Consider the following 25,779-nt stretch of genomic DNA (forward strand, 5'->3'; position numbering starts at 1 on the left):
GGCTGGCTGCCCGGCTCCTTACCGATGTGCGTTGAGCGAGACGACGTTGTGCATCGTCTCGTCCGCCGAAGAAAGAAAGCGCTTGATGTTGCGCGCCGCCTGGCGAATCCGATGCTCGTTCTCCACCAGCGCAAGACGAACGTAGTCGTCCCCCTGTTCGCCGAAGCCGATGCCCGGAGCAACCGCGACATCCGCCTTCTCGACGAGAAGCTTGGAGAACTCGAGCGAGCCGAGATGGCGAAACTTCTCGGGTATCTTCGCCCAGGCGAACATCGTCGCCGGCGGCGGCGGCACCTCGAAGCCGGCTTTTCCGAAGCTCTCAACCATCACGTCGCGGCGCCGCTTGTAGATGGCGCGAACCTCTGCGATGTCGCTGCCGTCACCGTTCAGTGCCTGGGTCGCAGCCACCTGGATCGGAGTGAAGGCGCCGTAATCGAGATAGGACTTCACCCGCGTCAGTGCCGCGATAAGACGTTCATTGCCGACGGCGAAGCCCATGCGCCAGCCGGGCATCGAGAAAGTCTTCGACATCGACGTAAATTCGACTGTCACGTCGGTCGCGCCCGGCACTTCCAGAACCGAGGGCGGCGGCGCGTCGTCGAAGTAGATTTCCGAATAGGCGAGATCCGACAGCACGATGATGTCGTGCTTCTTCGCAAAGGCGACGACATCCTTGTAGAAATCGAGCGTCGCGACCTGCGCCGTGGGATTGGACGGATAGTTGAGGATCAGCGCAAGCGGCTTGGGGATCGAATGCCGCACGGCACGCTCGAGCGGCGGGAAAAAACTCTCGTCCGGCTCGACCGAAATCGAGCGGATGACGCCGCCTGCCATCAGGAAGCCGAAAGCGTGGATAGGATAGGTCGGATTCGGGCAGAGGATTACGTCGCCGGGCGCAGTGATCGCCTGCGCCATATTGGCGAAGCCCTCCTTGGAGCCGAGAGTGGCTACGACCTGCGTCTCGGGATTGAGCTTGACGCCGAAGCGCCGTGCATAATAGGCCGCCTGCGCACGGCGCAGACCCGGAATGCCCTTGGATGACGAGTAACGATGGGTCCGCGGATCCTGGACCACCTCGCAGAGCTTGTCGACGATCGACTGCGGCGTAGGAAGGTCGGGATTGCCCATGCCGAGGTCGATGATGTCAGCACCGGCCGCTCGCGCGCTAGCTTTCAAACGGTTGACCTGTTCGAAAACATAGGGCGGCAGACGCCGGACTTTATGAAACTCTTCCATCTCCAGACCTCATTTGGCGCGCGTCTTCGCGAGCCCTCGGGCTCTTCGCTCGACATGCGCGGGGTGAACGGCCGTCCTGCGGCCATTCAACGCTTTGCGGCCAAATCACGAGAAAGGCAAGCTCTAATTCTCGATCTGTTTCAGCGTTTCGGCGCCGTGCTGCTCGGCCAGAAGCTGCAACTCCTTCAGGCGGCGCCGATACTCCGTCTCGGAGATCGCGCCGGACCGGCGCTGCCCGGCGAGTGCGGTCAAACGCCCCTCCATGTTCAGGGCCTCTTCATCAGTCATCTGCTGCATGGCAGCGGGCTTCTGGCCGTAAACCGAGGGATAGGTGGCAAGATCCGCCGTCGAATTGCAGCCGGCGAGCACGCCTGCGAGTATCAGTGCGCAAATCCGAGAAAGCGAACGCTGTTTTCCGACGGCAAGCATGCTGGCGATGACCTCTGTTTCTGCGGCGCGACGATGCGCTAGCCCTTGTAATCATTTTCGGGCAGAATGTAAAAATACAAAACAAACAAGATGCTGTGGAGGACGCCGGGTGACAGCAGAGAAGGCCGAGGGCGCTACGGGCTTTGCCGGCTTCGACCCCAAATCAGTCGAACCTTACATCGTCAAGGATCCCGAAAGCCTGGCCATCAACATGGCTCGCGCGGCAGAGCAGCTCGGAAAAGCCGCTTCTGCGTGGCTCGCGCCCCGCGAAGCGGGCGAGAAGACCGACAGTTTCGCCGAGCCTGTCTCCGACATGGTCAAGACTCTCTCCAAGGTCTCGGAATACTGGCTCTCCGACCCCCGGCGGACACTGGAAGCCCAAACCCATCTTCTCGGCAGCTTCTTCGATATGTGGTCGCGGACGCTCCACCGCATGGCAGGCGACGCCGTCGAAGACCCGGCCAACCTGCAGCGCAACGACAAGCGCTTCGCCGACGAAGACTGGGTGAAGAACCCCTTTTTTGACTTCATCCGCCAGGCCTATTTCATCACCTCGGACTGGGCGGAGCGCATGGTGAAGGATGCCGAGGGTCTTGACGAACATACCCGCCATAAGGCGGCCTTCTACGTTCGTCAGATTGCCAGCGCTCTTTCCCCGACCAACTTCATCACCACCAATCCGCAGCTCTATCGCGAGACGGTAGCGTCGAGCGGCGCCAATCTCGTGAAGGGCATGCAGATGCTGGCGGAAGACATCGCCGCCGGGCGCGGCGAGCTTCGGCTGCGACAGACGGACACCAGCAAGTTCGCCATCGGAGAGAACATCGCGATCACGCCGGGCAAGGTCATCGCGCAGAACGATGTCTGCCAGGTGCTGCAATACGAGGCGAGCACCGAGACCGTGCTGAAGCGGCCGCTGCTCATCTGCCCGCCCTGGATCAACAAATTCTACGTGCTGGACCTCAATCCGGAGAAGTCCTTCATCAAATGGGCGGTCGACCAGGGCCACACGGTCTTCGTCATCTCCTGGGTGAATCCTGACGAGCGCCATGCCTCCAAGGATTGGGAGGCCTACGCACGTGAAGGGATCGGCTTCGCGCTTGATATCATCGAGCAGGCAACCGGCGAGCGCGAAGTCAATTCCATCGGCTATTGCGTCGGCGGGACTCTGCTCGCCGCCGCCTTGGCGCTCCACGCAGCGGAAGGGGACGACCGCATTCGCTCGGCGACGCTCTTCACGACACAGGTCGATTTCACCCATGCCGGCGACCTCAAGGTCTTTGTGGACGACGACCAGATCCGCCATCTCGAAGCCAATATGAGCGCCACCGGCTATCTCGAAGGCTCGAAAATGGCGTCCGCGTTCAACATGCTCCGGTCGTCGGAACTGATCTGGCCCTACTTCGTCAATAATTATCTCAAAGGGCAGGAGCCCCTGCCCTTCGACCTGCTTTACTGGAACTCCGATTCGACCCGGATGCCCGCGGCGAACCACTCGTTCTATCTGCGCAACTGCTATCTGGAGAACAGGCTCTCCAAAGGCGAGATGGTGCTTGCCGGCCGCCGGGTATCCCTCGGCGACGTCAAGATCCCCATCTACAATCTCGCGACGAAGGAAGATCACATCGCGCCGGCGAAGTCTGTGTTCCTCGGCAGCAGCAGCTTCGGCGGCAAGGTGACGTTCGTGCTCTCCGGCTCGGGTCATATCGCCGGCGTCGTCAACCCTCCCGCGCGGAGCAAATACCAATACTGGACCGGAGCGGCGCCCAAGGGCGACCTCGAGACCTGGATGGGCAAGGCGAAGGAAACGGCCGGGTCCTGGTGGCCGCATTGGCAGGGATGGGTCGAACGGCTCGACAAGCGCAGGGTTCCGGCCCGAAAAGCCGGAGGTCCGCTCAAATCCATTGAGGAAGCGCCCGGCTCATACGTGCGCGTACGCGCCTGAACGCAGAGAGTATATTTCCTTGAATTTCCCTCGCCCGCTCGTCCCTGCGACGCTTGTGCAGCGCTACAAGCGCTTCCTTTTCGACGCTATTCTCGCCGATGGAACGGCAATCACCGGCTCATGCCCGAATACGGGTTCGATGCGAGGGCTGACGACACCGGGCTCGCCAATCTGGCTTTCCGAACACGACAGCCCGACACGCAAGTATCGCCACATGCTGGAGATCGTCGAGGCGGACGGCACACTGGTCGGCATCAACACCGGTTTGCCGAACCGGATCGCCGAGGAGGCGATCGTCGCCGGACAGGTCGGCAATCTTCACACCTACGGAGCGCTCCGGCGCGAGCAGAGATACGGCCGCAACTCGAGAATCGATATCCTGCTCAGCGATCCGGAAAAGGGCCTCGCCTATGTCGAGGTGAAGAACGTTCATTTCAGCCGCCTCAACGGCCTCGCCGAGTTTCCCGACAGTCCGACCCAACGCGGCGCGAAACATCTCGAGGAACTGGGCGATATGGCCTATGCGGGACACCGCGCGATCATGCTCTATCTTGTCCAGAGAGATGATTGCAGTCGCTTCCGCATCTGCCGTGACCTCGATCCGGCCTATGCTCGTGCCTTCGAAAGGGCGAGCGCACGCGGGGTCGAAGCCTATGCGGTCAAATGCACGGTGTCGCCCGCGCAAATCGTGCCCGCGGGGCCGATGACAGTGGACGAACCGGTCCCTGCTGTTTTATGAAAACCGCCTGAAACAACGAAAGTCCTGGAATGGTAACCTACATAGAGGCGGGCGCGGCTCCCTACAAGAACACCGGCGTCATTCGTCTTTACGGGCCGGAGGGGTTCGAAGGCATGCGCAAGGCCTGTCAGGTGACCGCACGGTGCCTGGACGAACTCGTGACGCGCGTGAGCCCTGGCGTGACGACGGAAGAGATCGACCGCTTCGTCTTCGAGTTCGGCATGGACCATGGCGCGCTCCCGGCAACCCTCAACTATCGCGGCTACACGAAGTCTTCCTGTACCTCAATCAACCACGTGGTCTGTCACGGCATCCCCAATGACAAGCCGCTACGCGAAGGGGACATCGTCAACATCGACGTGACCTATGTGGTCGATGGCTGGCACGGTGATTCCAGCCGAATGTATCCCGTGGGAGAGATAAAGCGTGCCGCCGAGCGGTTGCTGGACGTAACGCATGAATGCCTGATGCGCGGCATAGCCGCGGTCCGCCCCGGCGCGCGCACCGGCGCGATCGGCGAGGCGATCCAGAGCTATGCCGAATCCGAGCGTTGTTCCGTGGTGCGCGACTTCTGCGGCCACGGCGTCGGCCGGCTCTTTCACGACGCGCCGAACATCCTTCATTACGGCAGCGCCAAAGAAGGGCCGGAGCTCAAGGAAGGCATGATCTTCACGATCGAACCGATGATCAATCTGGGCCGTCCGCATGTGAAGGTCCTCTCGGACGGGTGGACGGCGGTCACGCGCGATCGATCTCTCTCGGCACAATACGAGCACACCGTCGGCGTCACGGCAGACGGCTGCGAAATATTCACGCTTTCACCGGCCGGCCTCTTCAAGCCCGGCATTCACGCTGCGGGCGACGCGTGACGAAGACGCCGCCCGCCGGAGCGGACGACCTTTTCGACGCAGCGGACGAACGCCAGTTTTTCCCGCAGCAGCCGACGGACAACAGGCCTGCGCCCGCGCCGGCAGCCGATGCCCACTACCACGGCCACCGGGATCGCCTGAGAACTCGCTACCGCGAGCACGGGGATGCGGCGCTGGCGGATTACGAAATCCTCGAGCTTATTCTCTTCCGCCTCATCCCCCGGCGCGATACGAAGCCGATCGCCAAGGCCCTGCTCGCCCGGTTCGGCACGCTCGCAGCCGTTTTCGGCGCTCCCTTGCACCTGCTTCAGGAAGTAAAGGGCGTGGGGGAATCCGTCGCACTCGATCTCAAGCTCATCGCCACTGCCGGCCATCGCATGCTCAAGAGCGAACTGCGCAACAAGCAGGTTCTGTCCTCCTGGAGCGCCGTGATCGACTATTGCCATGCGGCAATGGCGCATGAGACGAAGGAGCAATTCAGAATCCTCTTCCTTGACAAGCGCAATACGCTGATCGCCGATGAGGTGCAGCAGCAAGGAACGATCGACCACACGCCCGTATACCCTCGCGAAGTGGTCAAACGCGCTCTGGAGCTTTCCGCTACCGCCTTGATCTTAGTGCACAACCATCCCTCCGGCGACCCGACGCCGTCACGCGCCGATATCGATATGACGAAATTGATTGCAGACGCCGCCAGGCCGCTCGGCATTGCTCTTCATGATCACGTCATCATCGGCAAGGACGGCCACGTCAGCCTCAAAGGGCTTCGATTGTTCTGAAGGGTGCATGCATCAGACGCATCCAGGACAGATCGTTGCGGCATTGCACGTCATCAAACGGTGCGATTGACGGTATAGCTGTGCCTGCGCGAAATATGCCGCAGCGCACAACGATTCTCACGCGGGTCAGGAGAAGCGTCCATGAATCAGTATGATCTCATCGTCGTCGGCAGCGGTCCGGCCGGGCGCAGAGGTGCCATCCAGGCCGCGAAGCTCGGCAAGAAGGTGCTCGTCATCGAACAGGGAAAACGGGTCGGCGGCGTTTCCGTCCACACGGGAACCATTCCGTCGAAGACGCTGCGTGAAACGGCGCTCAACCTCACCGGCTGGCGCGAGCGCGGCTTCTACGGCCGTTCCTATCGGGTCAAACAGGAGATCAGCGCCGAAGATCTGCGCCAGCGTCTCATCATCACCCTCAATCACGAGGTGGAGGTGCTAGAGCATCAATTCGCGCGAAACCGCGTTCAGCACATCCGCGGCAGGGCGAGCTTCGTCGGGCCGACGACGCTCGAGATCGCCAAAGATGACGACGAGAGCATGCTCGTCTCCGGCACCAGCATCCTGCTTGCCGTGGGAACGAAACCTTTTCGACCGGACTATATGCCGTTCGACGGCAAGACGGTCGTCGACAGTGACGAGTTGCTCGATATCGGGGAACTGCCCCGCTCGCTTGTGGTGATCGGGGCAGGCGTCATCGGCATAGAATACGCGACCATCTTCAGCGCCCTTGACATTCAGGTGACGGTCGTCGACCCCAAGACGACCATGCTCGATTTCATCGATCGGGAGATCGTAGAGGATTTCACCTATCAATTGCGCGACCGCGCCATGAAGCTTAACCTCGGCCAGAAGGCAGAAAAGGTCGAACGGCTGGAAAACGGCAAGGTGCTGCTTTCCCTCGACAACGGCCGCAAGATCACAACCGAAATGGTGCTGTTCGCGGCCGGCCGGATGGGCGCGACGGATGCGCTCAATCTCCCCGCGGCAGGTCTCGAAGCCGACGCGCGCGGACGGCTGAAGGTCAATCCGGAGACGTTTCAGACGGCGGTCCCGAACATCTACGCCGCGGGTGATGTCGTCGGCTTTCCGAGCCTTGCTTCAACCTCGATGGAGCAAGGCCGCGTCGCGGCCCGCGTCGCCGTCGGCGCAATCGCCAAGGAGCCGCAGAAATATTTCCCCTACGGCATCTATGCCGTGCCGGAAATCTCCACCTGCGGCCTCTCCGAGGAAGAGGTCAAGGAGCGTGGAATTCCCTACGAATGCGGTATTGCCCGCTTCCGCGAGACTTCGCGCGGACACATCATGGGTCTGGATTCAGGCCTCTTGAAAATGATCTTCTCGCTCAGGACACGGCGCCTGCTCGGCGTCCATATCATCGGCGAAGGTGCGACGGAGCTCGTGCATATCGGCCAGGCCGTCCTGAACCTGAAGGGCACCGTCGAATATTTCGTCGAGAACACCTTCAACTATCCTACCCTCGCCGAAGCCTACAAGATCGCCGGCTTGGACGCATGGAACCGCATGGGAGAGGTCAAGGCCGAGTGACGGCGCGACTAGTCACCTGGATTAGGACAGCGCCGCGGCTGCAGAAATCAGTTTGCGCGGACCACCGCATCGCCGCGCGCGGCGAGTGCCGCCAGATCGGCCGGTTTCAACTCGACCGATTCGCCGCAGCCGCAGGCCGAAGTCTGATTGGGGTTGTTGAAGGTGAAGCCCGAGCGTAGCGTCGTGCTCTCGAAATCCATCTGGGTACCGAGAAGATAGAGCACAGCCTCGGGAGCAACCCAGACTTTCGCGCCGTCGTGCTCGACCAGATCGTCCTTCGAATTGGGTTCGCTCACGAGATCGACGGCATATTCCATGCCGGCGCACCCACCCTTCTTGATACTGATGCGGATGCCCTTGGCCTCGCCTCCGGCACTCTCCACGATCGACCGGACGCGGCCGGCGGCGGCATCGGTGAGGCTCATTACGGCAAAGCCCATGGGCTCTATCTCCTTTGTATCGCCGGGGTAAAGGCCCGGCGCTTTCCAGAACTGAATGTAATGCCCGTAGACCTGCCGATCAATATCGGCAGGTGCTCAATACCAGCCGAGCGCGACCTGCGCCTCTTCCGACATCCGGTCAGGCGTCCACGGAGGATCGAAGGTCATCGTGACTTCGACGCCCGAGACGCCTTCGACGGAGCCTACGGCGTTCTCGACCCATCCCGGCATCTCGCCTGCGACGGGGCAGCCCGGCGCCGTCAGCGTCATGTCGATCTTCACCATGCGGTCGTCTTCGATGTCGATCTTGTAGATGAGACCGAGTTCGAAAATATCGGCGGGGATCTCCGGGTCGTAAACCGTCTTCAGAGCGGCAATGATGTCATCGCTAAGGCGCGCCAGTTCCTCCGGCGGAATGGCCGAATGAACGATACCCTCGCGGACATCCACTTTTTCCTGCATTTGCTCGAGACCCATGTCCGTCTCCCTAAGCGAAAAACTTGCGTGCGTGTTCCAGCGCGTCCGCCAGCGCGTCGACCTCGGCCCGGGTGTTGTAGAGACCGAAGGACGCCCGGCATGTGGAGGTGACGCCGAACCGTTTCAAGAGCGGCTGTGCACAATGCGTTCCGGCCCGGACCGCGATGCCGGCGCGGTCGATGACCATCGACACGTCATGGGCGTGGATGCCGGCGATCTCAAAGGAAAAGATGCTTCCCTTGCCGGGTGCGTCGCCGAAGACCTTCAGCGAATTGATCGAGGACAGGCATTCGCGGGCATAGGCCGTCAGGTCCGCTTCATGTGCCCTGATCGCTTCGCGGCCGATCTTCTCCATGTAGTCGAGCGCATAGCCGAGCCCGATTGCCTGGACGATCGGCGGCGTTCCGGCTTCGAAGCGATGTGGCGGGTCGTTGTAGGTGACGCGGTCCTCGGTCACTTCCTCGATCATCTCGCCGCCGCCCATGAAGGGCCGCATTTCCTTCAGCCGGTCCGTTTTGCCATAAAGCACGCCGATGCCGGAAGGGCCGTAGAGCTTGTGACCGGTCATCACATACCAGTCGCAATCGATGTCCTGCACGTCGACGGGCATATGCACCGCCCCCTGGCTGCCGTCGACCAGCACCGGAATGCCGCGCTCGCGAGCGATGCGGCAAATCTCCTTCACCGGGACCACCGTGCCTAGCGCATTCGACATGTGCGTGATGGCAATGAGCTTCGTCCGCTCCGTCAGGCATTTGACGAAATCCTCGATGTGGAACGCGCCGTCCTCGTCGACCGGCGCCCAGACGAGCTTCGCGCCCTGCCGCTCGCGGATAAAGTGCCACGGAACGATGTTGGAGTGATGCTCCATGATCGAAATGACGATTTCATCCCCGTCACCAAGCTTCGGCATTCCATAGCCATAGGCCACGGTGTTGATCGCCTCGGTCGAAGACTTGGTGAAGATTATGTTGTCGACCGATGGCGCATTCAGGAACCGACGAACCTTTTCGCGCGCCTGCTCGTAGGCCTCCGTCGCGGCATTCGACAGGAAGTGCAAGCCGCGATGGACGTTGGCATATTCGTTTGAATAGGCCTGGGCCACGGCGTCGATGACGAGTTGCGGCTTCTGCGCCGATGCACCGTTGTCGAGATAGACGAGCGGCTTGCCGTAGACCGTCCGCGAAAGGATCGGGAAGTCCTTTCTGACCGCTTCGACGTCGTAGGCCGCTACCGGCGGCGCAGGATGTTCCATATCTTTGTCCAATCAGGCATGTTTTTCGAGCCAGGCCGAGATAACGCCCTCGAGCGACTCGACCAGCGCCGCGTCGTCTTCCAATTCTTCGACGATCTCGGCGACGAAAGCATTGACCAGCATCGCACGTGCCTTGTTTTCCGGTATGCCGCGCGCGAGCATGTAGAAGAGCTGCGTGTGGTCGATATCGATAACCGTTGCACCGTGACCGCACTGTACGTCGTCTGCAAAGATTTCGAGTTCCGGCTTCGCAGAGAAGTCTGCGTCGTCGGACAAGAGCAGCGTGTTGCACGACATCTTCGCGTCGGTCTTCTGCGCGTCCTGCGCGACAAGGATCTTGCCCTGAAATACGCCCTTCGCCCGGTCGAAAACGACGTTGCGGATAATTTCGCTCGACGTCGTGTGCGGCACGTTGTGGCTCAGCGTGAACGTCAGGTCGGTGTGGCTGTCGCCGCCGAGCAGGTTGATCCCGCGCAGCGTGAGGTCGGCGCGCTCGCCGCTCGCACGGCCATGCAGTTCCTGACGGACCAGCTTCCCGCCGGCATTGATGACAAAGAGGTGCAGTTTCGCGTCCTTGCCGAGATCGAAGCGGATCTGGCCGAGATGGGTATCGGCCGGGCCCTGCTGCTGCAGGATGATCCAGATCACGTCGGCACCCTCGGCAAGCGTCACATCGCTTACCGAGGAAACGAAGCTTGCCTCGGCGTTGGTCGACAGATGGCGCTCGATCACGGTTGCTTTCGCGCCGGCGCCGAAGGAAACCGGAAAGCGCGTATGCGCCTGACCATGACTCTGAGCCACCTGGATTTCAATCGGAGCTTCGATCTCCGCGCCGGCGTCGACCGTGATCTCCAGTCCGCCGCGCACGAGCCCGCCATTGATCCGGCCGATCGCATCATCCGAGCCGAGCACGGAGAGCCCGGCTGCTGCCGAGCCGTCCAGAAGGCTCTCGGTATAAGAGCGCACCGTAAGCTGCTCGGGAACGCTCTTGATGTCCGCCTGCCCGTTGCGCACGGAGAGAACCGACGAACCCGGGACGACCGGCTCGACGCGCTCGGCGAAGGCAGTCGGATCGGCCGCGGGCACCGCCCGCAGCAGCGTCCGCAGGTCCGTATAGTGCCACGCTTCGACGCGACGCGTCGGCAGACCGGCGGTCTTCAACTCGTGAACCAGCGTATCTCGCAGTGACAGCACGGCCCCGTCGCCCGGCAAGTCGCCAATCTGCGCCGTATAGGCATCGACGAGCGCCGTTTCGGCCGCCGTCATCTTGATGGCCTGTTGCATATTCATTCGAACACTCCTTCGACAGGCGTCAGGCTGCCGCCTCGATGATATCCGCGTAGCCGTTGGCCTCGAGCTCGTGCGCCAGCGTCTTGTCGCCGGACTTGATGACCTGGCCCTTGTAGAGGACGTGGACGGTGTCCGGAACGATGTAGTTCAGCAGGCGCTGGTAGTGTGTGATGACGACCACCGCGCGATCTGGCGAGCGCAGCGCGTTGACGCCATCTGCGACGATCTTCAGCGCGTCAATGTCGAGGCCGGAGTCGGTTTCGTCGAGTACGCAGAGCTTCGGCTCGAGCAGAGCCATCTGCAGGATTTCGGCGCGCTTCTTCTCACCGCCCGAAAAGCCGACATTGAGCGGACGACGCAGCATTTCGGGCGCGATTTTCAGCTCCACTGCAGCTTCCTTGACGCGGCGCATGAATTCCGGCGTCGTCAATTCGTCTTCGCCGCGATACTTGCGCTGTTCGTTCATCGCCACCTTCAGGAACTGCATGGTGGCAACGCCCGGGATCTCGACCGGGTACTGGAATGCGAGGAAGATGCCCTTCGCAGCGCGTTCCGCAGCGTCGAGCTCCAGGATGCTTTCGCCGTTATAAAGAATGTCGCCTTCGGTGACTTCATAATCTTCGCGTCCAGACAGGATATAGGACAGCGTCGACTTGCCGGAGCCGTTGGGCCCCATGATGGCCGCGACTTCGCCGGCCTTCACCGTGAGGTTCAGCCCGCGGATGATCTCGGTGCCGTCCTCGGCGATGCGTGCGTGCAGGTTCTTGATTTCAAGCATATGCGTTCGTCCTCTTGGGAAACGAAATCTTCAATCGCGCAATCCGTGCGCCGGTTCGGTATTCGGCCGGGGCCTCAGCCCACGGAGCCTTCGAGCGAGATGCCGATCAGCTTCTGCGCCTCGACGGCGAACTCCATCGGCAGTTCCTGGATGACTTCCTTGACGAAGCCGTTGACGATCAGAGCGATCGCCGCCTCTTCCGGGATGCCGCGCTGCAGGCAGTAGAAAAGCTGGTCCTCGGAAATCTTCGACGTCGTCGCCTCGTGCTCGAACTGCGCCGTCGAATTCTTCGCCTCGATATAGGGGACCGTGTGCGCACCGCATCTGTCGCCGATCAGCAGCGAGTCGCATTGGGTGAAGTTGCGGGCGTTCTCAGCCTTGCGATGCGCCGAAACCTGACCGCGATAGGTGTTTTCCGAAACACCCGCCGCGATGCCCTTGGAGATGATGCGGCTCGACGTATTCTTGCCGAGGTGAATCATCTTGGTGCCCGAGTCGATCTGCTGGTGACCGTTGGATACCGCGATCGAGTAGAACTCGCCGCGCGAACCGTCGCCGCGCAGGATGCAGGACGGGTATTTCCAGGTGATCGCCGATCCGGTCTCGACCTGGGTCCAGGAGATCTTCGAGTTCCTGCCGCGGCAATCGCCGCGCTTGGTCACGAAATTATAGATGCCGCCCTTGCCCTGCTTGTCGCCCGGATACCAGTTCTGCACCGTCGAATACTTGATTTCGGCATCGTCGAGCGCAATCAGTTCGACCACAGCCGCGTGAAGCTGGTTCTCGTCGCGTTGCGGTGCCGTGCAGCCCTCGAGATAAGAGACATAGGCGCCTTCATCGGCGATGATGAGCGTACGCTCGAACTGGCCGGTGTTCTTCTCGTTGATGCGGAAATAGGTCGAAAGCTCCATCGGGCACCGAACGCCCTTCGGCACATAGACGAAGGAACCGTCGGTGAAGACAGCGGAATTCAGCGTCGCATAGAAGTTGTCCGACTGCGGCACGACCGTACCGAGATACTTCCGCACGAGATCCGGATGCTCCCGCATCGCCTCCGAGATCGACATGAAGATGACGCCCGCCTTCTTCAGCTCTTCCTTGAAGGTGGTGACAACGGAGACGGAATCGAACACCGCATCGACGGCTATCTTCGACTTCTCGACGCCGGCGAGGATCTCCTGTTCCTTCAGCGGAATGCCGAGCTTCTCATAGACCTTGAGCAGCTCCGGATCGACCTCGTCGAGCGACTTCGGCCCCGCTGTGCCTTTCGGCGCCGCGTAATAGTGGATGTCGTTGAAGTCGATCTTCGGATAGCGGACGCGTGCCCAGGTCGGCTCCTCCATGGTCTGCCAGCGGCGATAAGCCTCGAGGCGCCATTCGAGCATCCACTCCGGTTCGTTCTTCTTGGACGAGATCAGGCGGATGATATCCTCGGACAGCCCCTTCGGAGCCTTGTCCATCTCGATCGTCGTCTCGAAGCCGTATTTATACTGGTCCACGTCGATCTGGCGGACCTGGTCAATGGTTTCCTGCACGGCAGGCATGTCGTTCTCCAATCTCGCCGGATCCAAGGTCCGGCAGCTTGTCAACACGATGCAAGTATTCGCGCACCGCATATGTAATGGCTAAAAGGCGCTTTTCACCCCATTTGCCAAGCGGAAAATTGCTTTTCCGCAATTTCATTCAATGCTCTCCGCTTCACGCCGCCTGTCCGGTCGAGGGTCGCCGTGCAGCCACTTTCGCGAATATCGCTGCGCAGCGCTCGATATCCGCTTGCGTCGTCGTCTCGCCGATCGAAATCCTGAGTGCACCGTGACGCGGATCGTAGCCCATGGCTGTCAAAACATGGCTTTGCCCGACCTTTCCGGATGAGCAGGCCGAGCCTGCCGACAAGGCGACGCCCTCGAGATCGAAAGCGATCTGTCCGGTCTCGGCTTTCAGCCCCGGAAGAGTGAAGAAGCATGTATTTGCCAGGCGGGGCCCGTCGCGCCCGTGGATCACCACATCGGGGGCGGAGGACCGCATTTCCGCCTCCAGGCCGTCGCGCAGCGCGGCCATGGCGGCCATGCGCCCGTCGATATTCCCAGCGGCCGCGCGTGCTGCAGCAGCAAAGCCCGCAAGCGCCGCTGCATTCTCGGTCCCCGAACGGTGTCCCTTTTCCTGTCCGCCGCCGCGGATCAGTGGCGAAGGCATCATGATCTCGCCCCGGGCAACGAGCGCGCCCGCTCCCTTCGGACCGCCGATCTTGTGCGACGACAGGATCAGAAAGTCCGCACCGAGCGACTCGATCGAAAGCGGTAGCCGGCCGGCAGCCTGAACAGCATCGACGACCAGAATACCGCCATGTGCGCGCACGATCGCCGCAACCTCGGCGACCGGCTGAATGATGCCCGTTTCGTTGTTGGCAAGCATCACCGCTACCAACGGCAGACCGGTCTCGCGGTCATGCGCCTGAAGCAGGGCCTCGAGCGCCGCGCAGTCGATGACGCCGGCGCTGGTCACCGCTATCTCGCAAATATCCTCGGGCGCGAAACGTCCGCCCTCGCGCACTGCCGGATGCTCGATCGCCGAAACATAGAGCTTGCCTGCCTTGAGCGGCGTGCGCCCCATGCGGAACTGCGGCGTCAGCACCATGTTCGCCGCTTCCGTCGCGCCGCTGGTAAAGACGACCGCTGCGGGTTGCGCGCCGCAGAGTGTGGCAACATCGCGGCGGGCGCTCTCGACAAGGGCGCGCACCGCACGCCCTTCGCCGTGGACCGAAGAGGGATTGCCATGCTGATCGAGCGCGAACAGGAGCGCCTCACGCGCTTCCGGCAGAAGCGGCGCCGTGGCGTTCCAGTCCATGTAGATGCGCGATCCCGACATCGATTCCTTCGCTGGGCCTGCTGCGACCGCTTCTAGCGGCGCCGTTGCATTTTCCTTGAATTTTCCGCGCCGCTTGCCTTAAGAGACGAAGCTCATGCGGATGTCCGTACCAAAGTTTTGAACGGTTCTAAAGTAGGTTCTAGAAAAGCTGACTGGTTTAGTCAAGACAGATCGGCACCAAGAACGACGGAATTGAACCAAAGCACTCCCGGAGAGCCAATGCCCGAAATCATCTTCAACGGACCGGCCGGTCGCCTTGAGGGCCGCTATCAGCCTTCGAAGCAGAAGAGCGCCCCGATTGCGATCATCCTGCATCCGCACCCGCAGTTCGGCGGCACGATGAACAACCAGATCGTATACCAGCTCTTCTACATGTTTCAAAAGCGCGGCTTTACCACCTTGCGCTTCAATTTCCGGGGCATCGGGCGCAGCCAGGGCGAATTCGACCATGGTGCCGGCGAACTTTCCGACGCGGCATCCGCACTCGACTGGGTGCAGAGCCTGCACCCCGATTCCAAGAGCTGCTGGGTCGCCGGCTACTCGTTCGGCGCCTGGATCGGCATGCAGCTGCTGATGCGGCGTCCGGAGATCGAGGGCTTCATGGCAGTGGCACCGCAACCGAACATCTACGATTTCTCCTTCCTGGCGCCGTGCCCCTCCTCCGGCCTGATCATCAACGGCGATTCCGACAAGGTGGCGCCGGAGAAGGACGTCAATGGGCTTGTCGAGAAGCTCAAGGCTCAGAAGGGCATTCTGATCACGCATAAGACGGTATCGGGCGCCAACCACTTCTTCAATGGCCAGGTCGAAACCCTCATGGCCGAATGCGAAGACTATCTCGACCGCCGTCTCAACGGCGAACTGGTGCCTGAGCCGGCGGCGAAGCGCATTCGCTGAACGGCGCCATCGCGCCGCAGAGATGCGAGAGTTCCGTTGGCACCGCCGGCGTTTCGGCGGCGCTTCCGCGCCGCCTGAAGCTCTACCGGCCTTCTGCCTCTTTACCTTGTTACCGTTGCCTAAATCGATTATCTTACCGTCGTCTTACTTGAGGGCTGTCAATGCCGAAAGCCGAGAAGCTCGAGACGACGGTTTCGACGAAGGGGCAGGTCATTCTGCCCAAGGCCATCCGCCAGCGGCGGCAATGGGAAGCCGGCACGCGCCTGATCGTGGAGGAGACACCCGAGGGTGTCCTGCTGAAACGCGCGCCTGCATTTGAACCATCCGAGCCGAAGAACGTGTTTGGGTCGCTGGGCTTCAGCGGTGAGCCGAAATCGTTGGAGGACATGAAGGCGGCTGTCCTGACCGAGGCCCGGCGGCGGCATGGACGCAATTGATACCAATCTGATCGTCCGCTATCTCACGGGCGATCATCCGGAACAGTCACCGCAAGCGCGTACCGTCGTGGATGGCGGGCAGGTGTTCGTGCCGGTGACCGTGGTGCTGGAAGTCGAATGGGTTCTGCGCAGCGCCTATGGCTACCGGCCCGAGGACGTGGCGCGGGCTTTGCGCGCATTTGGGGGGCTGCCGACCGTGACGGTCGAAGAGGCCTCGATTGTTGCCGAAGCACTGGACCTGGCGGAAAAAGGGGTGGATTTCGCCGATGCGCTGCATCTGGGGAAGTCCATGCATTGCGAGGGTTTCGTGAGTTTCGACAGGAAATTCGTGAAGGCGGCGCAAGCTATGGGAGTCAGGAAGGTGCGGCAGCCATGACCCGGGTCGACGCGCTACGGCCGGCTTTGCGCGTCTGATACGACGCGCAGCGCTGCGGCTGACGAGGACGTGCCCGAGGAAATCACGAAACCTCCGCAATCCGCTCTGGCTTTGCGGCATACCTGCCCCCGCTCACCGGACGGCTGACGCCGGTCGTTCCGGGATAGGTCAAGGGCAGGCCGTATCGCGACCTGACGGCGAGATAGGCCCAGGCCTCCGCTTCCATCGAGTCGCCGTCGAGATTCAGTGCTTCTGCCGGCAGCACGCGCGCCGCCTCTGCCGCGGCAAGAGCGCTGAGGTCTTGCATGATCACGGCATTCAGCCGGCCGCCGCCACAGATGATGTAGCACGCCGGCCTTTCGGGAAGATGCCGTGCGGACCGGATGATGGCGGCGGCCGTCACATGTGCGAGCGTACGCGCACCATCTGCGAGACTTGCCGCTTCGCTCGGTGGCGGCGCGAAATCGTTCCGGTCGAGAGAGCGGCGTTTCTCCGCCGTGAAGAAGGGGTGGCAAAGATAGCGTTCGGCAAGTGCCGGCAAGACTGCGCCCTCGCTCGCGATCATGCCCCCCTGGTCGTAGGGAATGCCGGCATGAGCCTCGACCCACTGGTCGATCAGCGTGTTGCCCGGGCCGCTGTCATAGGCGACGATTTCTCCGCCTGCTCCAATGAAGGTGAGATTGGAGATACCGCCGATATTGACGAAGACGACCGGCGCGGCGATCTCGCCGATCTGGGAGAGCCCGCGCGCCAAAGCGGCGTGATAGGCGGGGATGAGCGGCGCGCCCTGGCCTCCATGGGCCATGTCATTGGCTCGCATGTCGTAGACAACGTCGATCCCGGCTTCCCGCGCCAGCAGATCGCCGTCGCCGAGCTGTACCGTCAACGCTTGATCGGGGCGATGCAGGACGGTTTGCCCATGAAAACCTATTACATCGACACTTTCCTGTAAAATATTGTTTTCTTGTAGAAATGCTCGGACAGAAACCGCGTGCCGCAGCGTCAGCTCGCGCTCGAGGTCTGCGAGCGCTCCCGGCCGCTCATTTCGATTCACAATCGACCGCGCGTCATCGAGGCCCTGTTTCAGTCGCTCCCGGAACCGCGGATCATAGGCATATCCGGCAGATGGGCCGCGATCGACGATGGCGTCGCCGTCCGTTCGCAGGACTGCGATATCTATACCGTCCATGCTCGTGCCGCTCATCAGGCCGATCGCCGTCAATACCTTGCCCATGCATCATCCTCCGCCGAAGCGCACCGCCCCGTATCCGTGTTCATAGCAAAACACCCGCCAAGCAAAAACGTGCACTTTCGAAGAAACAGTGATAAAGGCGCGGCGCAGACGTCCTACCCAGCCGAAAGAGACAGGTTATGTCCGAGTTCAAGTCCGATTTCCTTCACACTCTCAGCGAACGCGGTTTCATCCATCAGACATCGGATGATGCCGGCCTCGACCAGCTGTTCCGCACGGAAACCGTGACTGCCTATATCGGATTCGACCCAACGGCTGCGAGCCTGCACGCCGGCGGGCTCATTCAGATCATGATGCTGCACTGGCTGCAGGCGACCGGACATCGGCCCATTTCGCTGATGGGCGGCGGCACGGGCATGGTAGGCGATCCCTCGTTCAAGGACGAGGCGCGTCAGCTGATGACGCCCGAAACGATCGCAGCCAATATCGCAAGCATCAAGACGGTCTTCTCGAACTACCTGAAATATGGCGACGGCCCTAAGGACGCGCTGATGATCAACAATGCCGACTGGCTGCTCGGCATCAACTATCTCGAGTTCCTGCGCGATGTCGGCCGGCACTTCTCGGTGAACCGCATGCTGTCTTTCGACAGCGTGAAGATGCGGCTCGAGCGGGAGCAGTCGCTGTCCTTCCTCGAATTCAACTACATGATCCTGCAGGCCTACGATTTCGTGGAGCTTTACGAGCGTACCGGATGCCGGCTCCAGATGGGCGGTTCGGATCAATGGGGCAACATCGTCAACGGCATCGATCTCGGCCACCGGATGGGAACGCCGCAACTCTACGCACTCACCTCGCCGCTGCTGACCACCTCATCCGGCGCGAAAATGGGCAAATCCTTGAGCGGTGCCGTCTGGCTCAATCCGGATATGCTTGGTCCCTACGAGTTCTGGCAGTACTGGCGCAACACCGAGGACGCCGACGTCACGCGGTTCCTCAAGCTCTACACGACGCTGCCGATGGCGGAAATCGACCGCCTGTCGAAGCTCGGCGGCTCCGAGATCAACGAGGTCAAGAAGGTTCTGGCAACCGAAGTGACCGCCATGCTGCACGGGCGGGCGGCAGCGGAACAGGCCGCCGAAACGGCGCGCAAGACCTTCGAGGAAGGTGCGCTGGCCGAGAACCTGCCCTCGGTCGACGTGCCCGCTCCCGAGATCGAATCGGGGCTCGGTCTGCTTGCACTGATGGTGCGTGCCGGCCTTGCCGGTTCGAACGGTGAAGCGCGTCGCCATGTTCAGGGCGGTGCCGTTCGGATCAACGACGATCAGGTCAGCGACGAACGTCGGGTCGTCGGAAGCGACGACGTGACCGGCGATGGCGTCATCAAGCTCTCGCTCGGCAAGAAGAAGCATCTGCTGGTCCGGCCCATCTGACCGGGAAGGAAAGACATTCAGAAACGAGAGGCCGGCCGTCGTGCCGGCCTTCTCATTGAAACTCGAAAATGTTGCGGAAAACGCCCGGCGCTATGATGGACAGCGGGTTGATCGTCAGATTCGGCTGGTTGAACGGACCGGCGAGCTTGAAGGTGATGCCGAGCAGACCGCGGTCGCGGCCATTTCCGAGCAGGGCGCCGATCAGCGGCAGCTCGCCGAAGAGCCGGTTCAGGCCATAGGCCGGCATGAACGTTCCCGTCATATCCATACGGCCATTGGCGTCGCGAACAGTTCCCTGGAAGGTCGCGCCGACGTCGACGCCGCGGACGACCCCGCTGCCGACGCGGATCGTGCCCTGATCCAGGAAGAGTTGCGCGAAACCGCGCTCGAACTGAGCCGTGCTCACATCAATATCGCGCCGGACTGCCTGGTTGAGACTGCGCCCGTCCTGTCCTGTCGGCGTCGAGACCATCGATTGCAGCCTTTGCTCGCCGACGAGCGAGAACTTGCGGATGTCCACGGTTCCGCGCCACGAGTTGGCGCCCCGATCACGCAGGCGCAGATTGAGCAGACCCCCGCGCATATTGCGGTAGATGTCGATGAACCGCGCAAAGGACCCGGCATCGCTCGTTGTCAACTCCAGCGTGTTGTCGGCTCCGGCCTTGACCAACCTGGCGACGACAGCCTGACCGCTTGCCGTTACCGCCGAAAGGTCGATGTCGTCGATCTGCTGGCCGCGGCTCGAATAGGCCAGCTTCACGTTCGAGAGCACCTCGCCGTTGAAACCGGTGACCCGGTCGAGACGCGCATTGATCTTTACATTACCGCCATCCTTCGACCCGACCCCGCCCTTCACGCGGGCGAGCGCCGGTCGGATATCCGCTGCCGTGCCCGTGAGATCTATCGAATAGCCCCCCTTGCTGCGACCCACCGCAACGGCGAAATCGTCGCCGCTGGCCAGCCGCACATCCTTCAGCCGCGCCGATGCGAGGCCGGACTCATCGACGCGCAATTCGCCATTGCCGCCAAAGCCTTCACCGGTAAGATGAAAGTCGTTTATTTCCGTGATGCCGTCGGAACCCCGGATGGTGAAATGTGCCTCTGCGGCGATGCCGGAGCCCTTGCTCCAGCCGATCCAGGGCAGCGACAGTACGGCTTTGCCGAGATCGGCCTTCACCGACTGGCTGCCATCCTCCGCAAGCGACACGTCGATGCCGACGGGCCCGCTGACGATACCGGACAGTGCCGGAGCGATTTTCGCCCGTGCCGCCTCGTCGAGCGTTCCGGAGATTTCGCGCGTTCTCTTCACATTGGCGGAGGCATCCACCGGCTCGGTGAGCGCGATGCGCATCTTCGCGCCATCGATCAGGGCGTTTGCCTGAAGCACGGCACGTTCGTTGTCGATCCGCATCGTACCGTCGAGATTGGCGATCGAACGTCCCGCGATGGGCCGCCTTATCGTGACGTCCTCGAGCTGCATTTCCACCTGCCAAAGCGGTGGCGGCGGCTTCTGGTCGGATATGAGACCGAACCGCGCGCCGACCAACGCCTTCATCGGACCGGTGAAATCCTCCGGAACGAAGGGCGTCTTCTGCAGCGCCTGGATGGGCTTGTAGCGGACGAGCTCCGCTATCGCATCCGCCTGGCCGGCGACCTCTATCTTCATCTCCGCCATGAGCGGCTTGCTATAGACGTCGGCAATGACGAAATCGCCGCCGTTCAAGGCGACGGAGTGGCCGGAGGGGAAAAAGGCAGCGCCCTTCTCCACCGCGACGGACATCCGTTCGCCGCTCAGGCTGAAATGCCCGGCCGTGTCGCGCAGCGGTGGAATCTCTCCCGCGATGTTGATACGCGTATCGTCGATGGCGAAATTGATGTTGAGTTCTCTCTCGTTGAGCCTCAATTCGCCACCACTGCTGGCGATGCGCCCTTCGGGAATCGATACCTCGATGCGGGCATCGCTCACAATGCCGCCGAAGAGGTTGCCGATCGCCCAACGGCGGGCACCCTTCGCAAGCCACCACGGCCACAACTGCTTGACTGCCGTGGAGTGCATCCGGTCGCTGAGTGCGGCGAAACTGATGCGCGGAGACGTCTTGCCGAAAGCGACCGAGAGGGACCCAGCCATGGAACCGAGCGGGCTCGATATTGCCAGCTGATCGAAGATCAGCCGGTGGCTGTCCGACTCGAACCGACCGCTCGCCTTGGCATCGAAGGCAAGCGGACGTTCTTGAATGTCTTCGGGATCGGAACTGGCGTTCCTGAGCAGAAGATCGACCGCGAAACCTTTCCGATCCGCGCCGGCAACCTTGTCGAGGTCGATCAGGGCGCCGGTAAAAGGGAAACTCGAACGGCCTATCCTGATCATCGACGACAGAATTTCGACAGAGGCCCGCTCGAAATCGTAAGACAGGTTGAGGTCGGAGGAATTGAGAGTCGAGACGAGTCCGCCGGCGTGGAAGGCTCCGTTCGAAGTCTTGACGGTCGCCGTCAGTGCCGGCTTCCTGCCGTCCGTGGCGCGAGCTGCGTTGAGGGTCACATCGGCGGCGGCCTCGATGCCGAAGGCCTCCTCCTTGGCCGATTTGCCGTGATAGAGGAACGGCGAGAGCGAGAGCGCGTCGAGGCGGGCCTCGAAGGCAGCAATGCGCCCATTGTTGCCGAGAGCCTTGGCCGTCAGCAGCGACTCTGTACCATCGACTGCGATCGTGCCGTCGACGCGCATCGAGCTGTCCGGATCGTGGCTGAACTCGAGCGTCTTGATCTCGACCGGGACAATGCGACCCCGGACGCCGCTGACTTTCAGGCTGAAATCCGAGAGCACCACGGTCTGCGTCGCCCGTCCCGCGGTCAACCGTGACATCCGGTCGCCCTGCGCGAACAACTCTTCGAGCGCGTTGCCCACATCGGCGATGCGGATGGCCGTGAGATCGATCGGCTCGCCGCGCGGCAAGAGGCCGGTGTCGAGTTCGCCGCCTTCCGCTTCGAGCCTCGAGACGTCGATGCGGCCGGTCGCAAGGGCAAAGGGATCGAGGGCGATCGAGATCGCACCGAGCCTGGCGAGGTGCCGGCCCGAACCGCTCTCCTTCAGCGTCACGCCGCGCGCCTTGAGCGCAAGGGCGCCGCCGCCTGTCAAGCGGATGACCGTGCTTTCGACATCGGCGCTGTAACCCTGGCCGAGCGCTGCGTTGAGGGCGTTACGTGCCCGGGCGTTCAAGGGTCCGTCGACGATCCCGCTTTCTATGACGGCCACGAGCGAAGCCAAGGCGATGAAGACAAGGAGCGAGCAGCACAGGAGAAGACGCGCGCACAAGCGCCAGGCACCGCCCGGGCGCGGCGTGTGCACGATAACCGGGTCATGCGCTTGAGCCGAGGGCAATGCGTGCAGCGCGACGATGTCTTCCCTGCGAAAGTCGACTCTTTCGCCGCGAATTTCACTCATCGGCGCGAGTGTCCTCGACCTGATTGCCCGGTTGCATGTTTCCCATCTGGCCCGCTGCCACGCAAGCGATAGCCGGATCTTTCATTCGCCCCATCTAGATCACAACTCGTCGAACCAAGTCACCACGCTTTGCCTCTCGCGGAAACGCGGCCATTTCTCCTTTGCGCAAAGATCGCTCACCGCTTTGAGCCCTGCACGATTTCACCTCCACTCGAATCCGAGTTAAAGGATCAAGCAGTAGCTACGAAGCCGTCCGGCACCTGTCAAATCTATCACAAATCCGCTGGACGGGCTCCGACGATCTTCGATATGTCCTAAAGCACATTGCATTCGACCGGAGTCATGCGATGCGCTGGGGTACTGCTCGTGCATGCCGTCATCCAAAACCGCTGCACAATTTTGGCGACATGCATTAACCGCGGAATGTCCACAAAACTTGACGTAAGAAAGGTTTGATCATGGCAGGATTGGGACAAGGCGATGTCGCCCCGGAGTTCGAACTTCCTCGCGACGGCGGTGGTTCGATCTCGCTTGCTGCGCTGCGCGGCAAGCCGATCGTTCTGTTCTTCTACCCGAAAGACGACACGAAAGCCTGCACGGAGGAGGCCATTTCTTTTTCCGCTCTGGCGGAGGCGTTCCAGAGGGCCGGGATTGCGCTCATCGGAGTATCGCCCGATTCGGCCAAGAGCCACGACCGCTTCGCCAAGAAACACAATCTGACGGTCGCGCTCGGTTCTGACGAGGATAAGGCCGTGGCAAACGCCTACGGCGTCTGGGTCGAGAAGAGCATGTACGGCCGCAAGTACATGGGCGTCGAGCGAACCACCTTCCTTATCGACCGGCAGGGCGTCATCAGCCGCGTCTGGGAAAAGGTCAAAGTGCCCGGCCATGCCGACGAAGTTCTGGCCGCCGCAAAGGCGCTTTGAGCAGAGCCGGCGATGACGCAGCTTCCGCAATTCCATAGCCTGCGCGGGGCGGCCGTCGAAGCGATCCGCGCCCCCGACCTTGCCGTCAAGACCGAGCTCGCCCAGGAAGCCGCGCGGCGCTGGCAGGCGCGAACGCTGTCCTTGCGCTCCCCCTTGGACCGCGCCGTACCCGAGCGGCCCGGCCGCCCCGAAAAGCCGGTTCTGACGCCACCCACTCACGTCAAGCGCCGCTCGCTCGGTTCGCTGAAAGGACGGATCGCGCTGCTGCACGCCATTGCCCATATCGAACTGAACGCCGTCGATCTGGCTCTCGACATCGTCGCACGCTTTGCGTCCGAACCAGTGCCGAATTCCTTCTTTGCAGGTTGGATGCAGGTCGCCTTCGAAGAAGCCAAGCATTTTCGCATGGTCCGGCAAAGGCTGAACGACCTCGGCGCCGACTACGGCGATCTTCCCGCGCATGACGGCCTCTGGCAGGCGGCGCACGACACGCGCAACGACCTGACCGCCCGCCTCGCGGTCGCGCCGCTGATTCTCGAGGCGCGCGGGCTTGATGTAACGCCGGCGCTGCGTGCAAAGATGCGGGAGACCGGCGATGACGAGAGCGCTGCCGTGCTCGACGTGATCTATGAGGACGAGAAGGGTCACGTAGCCGTCGGAGCGAAATGGTTCCGCTTTCTCTGCGCCCGTCAGAAGAAGGACCCCGCCGCAACCTTCCAAACGCTGGTGCGGGCAAATTTCCGCGGACCGCTGAAACCTCCGTTCAACGACATTGCCCGGGCGGAGGCGGGGTTGACGCCCTCCTTCTATCGTTCGATGACCGCCTCGACCAACATCTGAGGAAGCACGCCCCGCGCAAACGCTTTGTTAACCTTAACAAAGTGTAATTGCCGTCGGGTAAGGCGAACTACGGCGTCGTGCGTCCATCGGACGCACGAACTGTAGCGCATCGGCGGGGGTGATGTGGTGTCTGTTGGTCCGGTAAACGCCTTCGGGAAACGAAGGCAAAGTCATGTCCTGATCCTTGCGAGCGGCGACAGGGTCCGGCACATGACGATCCGCCCATGGATGTCGGCGCTCGCCATCTGCTTCGTCGGCATGTTCGGCACGGGATATCTTGCCGCTACCACCTATCTGGTGCTTCGCGACGACCTGATCGGCGGAACGATCGCCCGGCAGGCGCGCATGCAGCACGTATACGAAGACCGGATCACCGCGTTGCGGGCACAGGTGGACCGGGTCACGAGCCGGCAATTGCTGGACCAGCAAATTGTCGAGGAGAAAGTCGAAAAGCTCCTCCAGCGGCAACTGGCGCTGACATCCAGGAGTGGCAAGATCGGCGCGATCTCAGAACGCCGCCAGGCTTCGGATCGTACAGCACAGGAAGACGTTTTGCCGGCGACCGGAGCCCTGGCCTATGATCGGCGTACAGAAGCCCGGGACGGCGTCAAGGCTATCGAGTCGATCATGGGCATTGTCGGCGAGCAGGACAACCGGTCTCCCCGTCCCGCCGCATTGGGTTACACCCCTGTCTCCTCCGGAAACGCCGGTGGCGAGAGCGCTTCCGACCGGGCCGACCGGATTTTCTCCAACGTCACGCTTTCGCTCAAGGGCGTGGAGCGCGAACAAATGGCGCATCTCCGGCAGATGACGAATGACGCGCTCAGGACGTCCGATGCGATCAGGGCCATCGTCGAAGGTACCGGCTTCACACTCCCGGCGATCGAGGAAGCGGTGAACGCGGATGCGGCGGCGGAAGCCGGGATCGGCGGTCCGTTCGTGGAGCCTCAGAACGGGGATTCGTTCGATCAGTCGCTGCTGGGTTTCGACAGTGCCCTCCTCGAACTCGAACAGACCCGCGACGCCGCGCGAAAACTTCCTCTGGGCAGCCCGGCGCCCGCGGCCGTCGTCACGAGCAGTTTCGGAAATCGGCTGGACCCGTTCCTCGGGCGTCTGGCGCTGCACGCCGGCATCGACTTTCGAGCACCGACCGGCACGCGCGTTCGCGCCGCCGCGGATGGCACCGTTACGGCCGCCGGTCCGGCGGGCGGCTATGGAAACATGATCGAGATCGATCATGGCAATGGCGTCACGAGCCGCTATGCGCATCTGTCGGTCATCCTGACCAATGTCGGCGATCAGGTGAAGGCAGACGCGGTCATCGCCAAGTCGGGAAGCACCGGACGATCGACGGGACCGCATCTCCATTACGAGGTCCGTCTGAATGGGCAGGCCGTCGATCCGGCCGGCTTCCTGAAAGCCGGAACGGAGCTCGCCGGCTATCTCGATTGAGATGAGCAAGGCGCGTCGCCACCTCCCCCGCGCGTAACGGGGAATGCAACGGATTCGAGCAATTTCAACTTCCAGTGTTTCAACGCTCTGGATTTCTTGACTTTCGACGCCTTTGGTCGTATGAGCGCCGCCATATGCTG

Annotated in this window: 24 protein-coding genes; 12 read left to right on the forward strand and 12 right to left on the reverse strand. The window is 61.9% G+C overall.

Annotation, left to right across the window (positions count from 1 at the left end):
- Positions 1–18: 18 nt before the first annotated feature.
- Positions 19–1,236, reverse strand: a complete 1,218-nt coding sequence (locus tag SINAR_RS0118985) for an LL-diaminopimelate aminotransferase (RefSeq protein WP_028000527.1) — start codon at positions 1,234–1,236, stop codon at positions 19–21.
- A gap of 123 nt (positions 1,237–1,359) precedes the next feature.
- Positions 1,360–1,665, reverse strand: coding sequence for a hypothetical protein (locus tag SINAR_RS0118990; RefSeq protein WP_028000528.1), 306 nt, complete (start codon positions 1,663–1,665; stop codon positions 1,360–1,362).
- Positions 1,666–1,774: 109 nt separating this feature from the next.
- On the opposite strand from SINAR_RS0118990, the gene phaC reads away from it, so the two are divergent.
- The 5 genes from phaC (at position 1,775) to sthA (ending at position 7,542) form a co-directional block, all read left to right on the forward strand.
- Positions 1,775–3,610, forward strand: a complete 1,836-nt coding sequence (gene phaC, locus SINAR_RS0118995) for a poly(3-hydroxyalkanoate) polymerase subunit PhaC (RefSeq protein WP_028000529.1) — start codon at positions 1,775–1,777, stop codon at positions 3,608–3,610.
- 19 nt (positions 3,611–3,629) lie between these two features.
- Entirely contained in the window at positions 3,630–4,349 is a 720-nt protein-coding gene (gene sfsA, locus SINAR_RS0119000) for a DNA/RNA nuclease SfsA (RefSeq protein ID WP_028000530.1), read from the forward strand.
- 29 nt (positions 4,350–4,378) lie between these two features.
- Positions 4,379–5,218: a type I methionyl aminopeptidase gene (gene map, locus SINAR_RS0119005; protein WP_028000531.1), complete on the forward strand. Its 840-nt coding sequence runs from the start codon at positions 4,379–4,381 to the stop codon at positions 5,216–5,218.
- Positions 5,215–5,997 (forward strand): RadC family protein, encoded by a 783-nt coding sequence (radC, locus tag SINAR_RS0119010; RefSeq protein ID WP_028000532.1) that lies wholly within the window; start codon positions 5,215–5,217, stop codon positions 5,995–5,997. Before map ends, radC begins: the two co-directional genes overlap by 4 nt.
- A gap of 141 nt (positions 5,998–6,138) precedes the next feature.
- Entirely contained in the window at positions 6,139–7,542 is a 1,404-nt protein-coding gene (gene sthA, locus SINAR_RS0119015) for a Si-specific NAD(P)(+) transhydrogenase (RefSeq protein ID WP_028000533.1), read from the forward strand.
- 47 nt (positions 7,543–7,589) lie between these two features.
- Here sthA and sufA read toward each other — a convergent pair whose 3' ends face one another.
- From sufA to SINAR_RS0119050, 8 genes are all read right to left on the reverse strand, one after another.
- Complete coding sequence (sufA, locus tag SINAR_RS0119020; RefSeq protein ID WP_028000534.1) at positions 7,590–7,982, reverse strand: Fe-S cluster assembly scaffold SufA; 393 nt, start codon at positions 7,980–7,982, stop codon at positions 7,590–7,592.
- Between the two features lie 96 nt (positions 7,983–8,078).
- Positions 8,079–8,459 carry an SUF system Fe-S cluster assembly protein gene (locus SINAR_RS0119025; RefSeq protein ID WP_028000535.1) on the reverse strand — a complete coding sequence of 127 codons (381 nt, stop codon included), beginning with the start codon at positions 8,457–8,459 and terminating at the stop codon, positions 8,079–8,081.
- Positions 8,460–8,469: 10 nt separating this feature from the next.
- Positions 8,470–9,714: a cysteine desulfurase gene (locus SINAR_RS0119030; RefSeq protein WP_028000536.1), complete on the reverse strand. Its 1,245-nt coding sequence runs from the start codon at positions 9,712–9,714 to the stop codon at positions 8,470–8,472.
- A gap of 12 nt (positions 9,715–9,726) precedes the next feature.
- The gene (gene sufD, locus SINAR_RS0119035; RefSeq protein WP_028000537.1) at positions 9,727–11,004 is read right to left on the reverse strand and encodes a Fe-S cluster assembly protein SufD; all 1,278 of its coding nucleotides are present in this window, start codon (positions 11,002–11,004) and stop codon (positions 9,727–9,729) included.
- A 22-nt stretch (positions 11,005–11,026) separates the two neighbouring features.
- Entirely contained in the window at positions 11,027–11,782 is a 756-nt protein-coding gene (gene sufC, locus SINAR_RS0119040; RefSeq protein ID WP_028000538.1) for a Fe-S cluster assembly ATPase SufC, read from the reverse strand.
- A 74-nt stretch (positions 11,783–11,856) separates the two neighbouring features.
- Positions 11,857–13,326: a Fe-S cluster assembly protein SufB gene (gene sufB / locus SINAR_RS0119045; protein WP_028000539.1), complete on the reverse strand. Its 1,470-nt coding sequence runs from the start codon at positions 13,324–13,326 to the stop codon at positions 11,857–11,859.
- Positions 13,301–13,465 carry a hypothetical protein gene (locus SINAR_RS1000000137205; protein WP_158500200.1) on the reverse strand — a complete coding sequence of 55 codons (165 nt, stop codon included), beginning with the start codon at positions 13,463–13,465 and terminating at the stop codon, positions 13,301–13,303. The genes sufB and SINAR_RS1000000137205 overlap by 26 nt, the downstream gene beginning before the upstream one ends.
- A 15-nt stretch (positions 13,466–13,480) precedes the next feature.
- On the reverse strand, positions 13,481–14,647 hold the full coding sequence (locus SINAR_RS0119050; RefSeq protein WP_028000540.1) for a cysteine desulfurase family protein: 1,167 nt from the start codon (positions 14,645–14,647) through the stop codon (positions 13,481–13,483).
- Between the two features lie 219 nt (positions 14,648–14,866).
- Here SINAR_RS0119050 and SINAR_RS0119055 point away from each other — a divergent pair, with 219 nt between their 5' ends.
- The 3 genes from SINAR_RS0119055 (at position 14,867) to SINAR_RS0119065 (ending at position 16,357) form a co-directional block, all read left to right on the forward strand.
- A complete protein-coding gene (locus SINAR_RS0119055) occupies positions 14,867–15,544 on the forward strand; it encodes an alpha/beta hydrolase (RefSeq protein ID WP_028000541.1) in 678 nt (225 codons plus the stop codon).
- A gap of 161 nt (positions 15,545–15,705) precedes the next feature.
- Positions 15,706–15,981, forward strand: coding sequence for an AbrB/MazE/SpoVT family DNA-binding domain-containing protein (locus tag SINAR_RS0119060; protein ID WP_028000542.1), 276 nt, complete (start codon positions 15,706–15,708; stop codon positions 15,979–15,981).
- The gene (locus SINAR_RS0119065) at positions 15,968–16,357 is read left to right on the forward strand and encodes a type II toxin-antitoxin system VapC family toxin (protein WP_028000543.1); all 390 of its coding nucleotides are present in this window, start codon (positions 15,968–15,970) and stop codon (positions 16,355–16,357) included. The genes SINAR_RS0119060 and SINAR_RS0119065 overlap by 14 nt, the downstream gene beginning before the upstream one ends.
- 82 nt (positions 16,358–16,439) lie before the next feature.
- On the opposite strand, the gene SINAR_RS0119070 is transcribed toward SINAR_RS0119065, so the two are convergent.
- Complete coding sequence (locus SINAR_RS0119070; RefSeq protein WP_028000544.1) at positions 16,440–17,591, reverse strand: anhydro-N-acetylmuramic acid kinase; 1,152 nt, start codon at positions 17,589–17,591, stop codon at positions 16,440–16,442.
- A 137-nt stretch (positions 17,592–17,728) separates the two neighbouring features.
- Here SINAR_RS0119070 and tyrS point away from each other — a divergent pair, with 137 nt between their 5' ends.
- Positions 17,729–18,982 carry a tyrosine--tRNA ligase gene (gene tyrS / locus SINAR_RS0119075; protein ID WP_028000545.1) on the forward strand — a complete coding sequence of 418 codons (1,254 nt, stop codon included), beginning with the start codon at positions 17,729–17,731 and terminating at the stop codon, positions 18,980–18,982.
- Positions 18,983–19,034: 52 nt separating this feature from the next.
- Here the strand turns inward: tyrS and SINAR_RS0119080 are convergent, their stop codons facing one another.
- Entirely contained in the window at positions 19,035–22,421 is a 3,387-nt protein-coding gene (locus SINAR_RS0119080; protein WP_028000546.1) for a YhdP family protein, read from the reverse strand.
- Between the two features lie 458 nt (positions 22,422–22,879).
- Between SINAR_RS0119080 and SINAR_RS0119085 the strand changes: the two genes are divergently transcribed.
- From SINAR_RS0119085 to SINAR_RS0119095, 3 genes are all read left to right on the forward strand, one after another.
- Positions 22,880–23,347, forward strand: a complete 468-nt coding sequence (locus SINAR_RS0119085; protein ID WP_028000547.1) for a peroxiredoxin — start codon at positions 22,880–22,882, stop codon at positions 23,345–23,347.
- A 12-nt stretch (positions 23,348–23,359) separates the two neighbouring features.
- Entirely contained in the window at positions 23,360–24,187 is an 828-nt protein-coding gene (locus SINAR_RS0119090; protein WP_028000548.1) for a ferritin-like domain-containing protein, read from the forward strand.
- A gap of 126 nt (positions 24,188–24,313) precedes the next feature.
- Entirely contained in the window at positions 24,314–25,639 is a 1,326-nt protein-coding gene (locus tag SINAR_RS0119095; RefSeq protein WP_028000549.1) for a M23 family metallopeptidase, read from the forward strand.
- Positions 25,640–25,779: the final 140 nt, after the last annotated feature.

The sequence above is a fragment of the Sinorhizobium arboris LMG 14919 genome (genome assembly GCF_000427465.1).
Taxonomy (GTDB): domain Bacteria; phylum Pseudomonadota; class Alphaproteobacteria; order Rhizobiales; family Rhizobiaceae; genus Sinorhizobium; species Sinorhizobium arboris.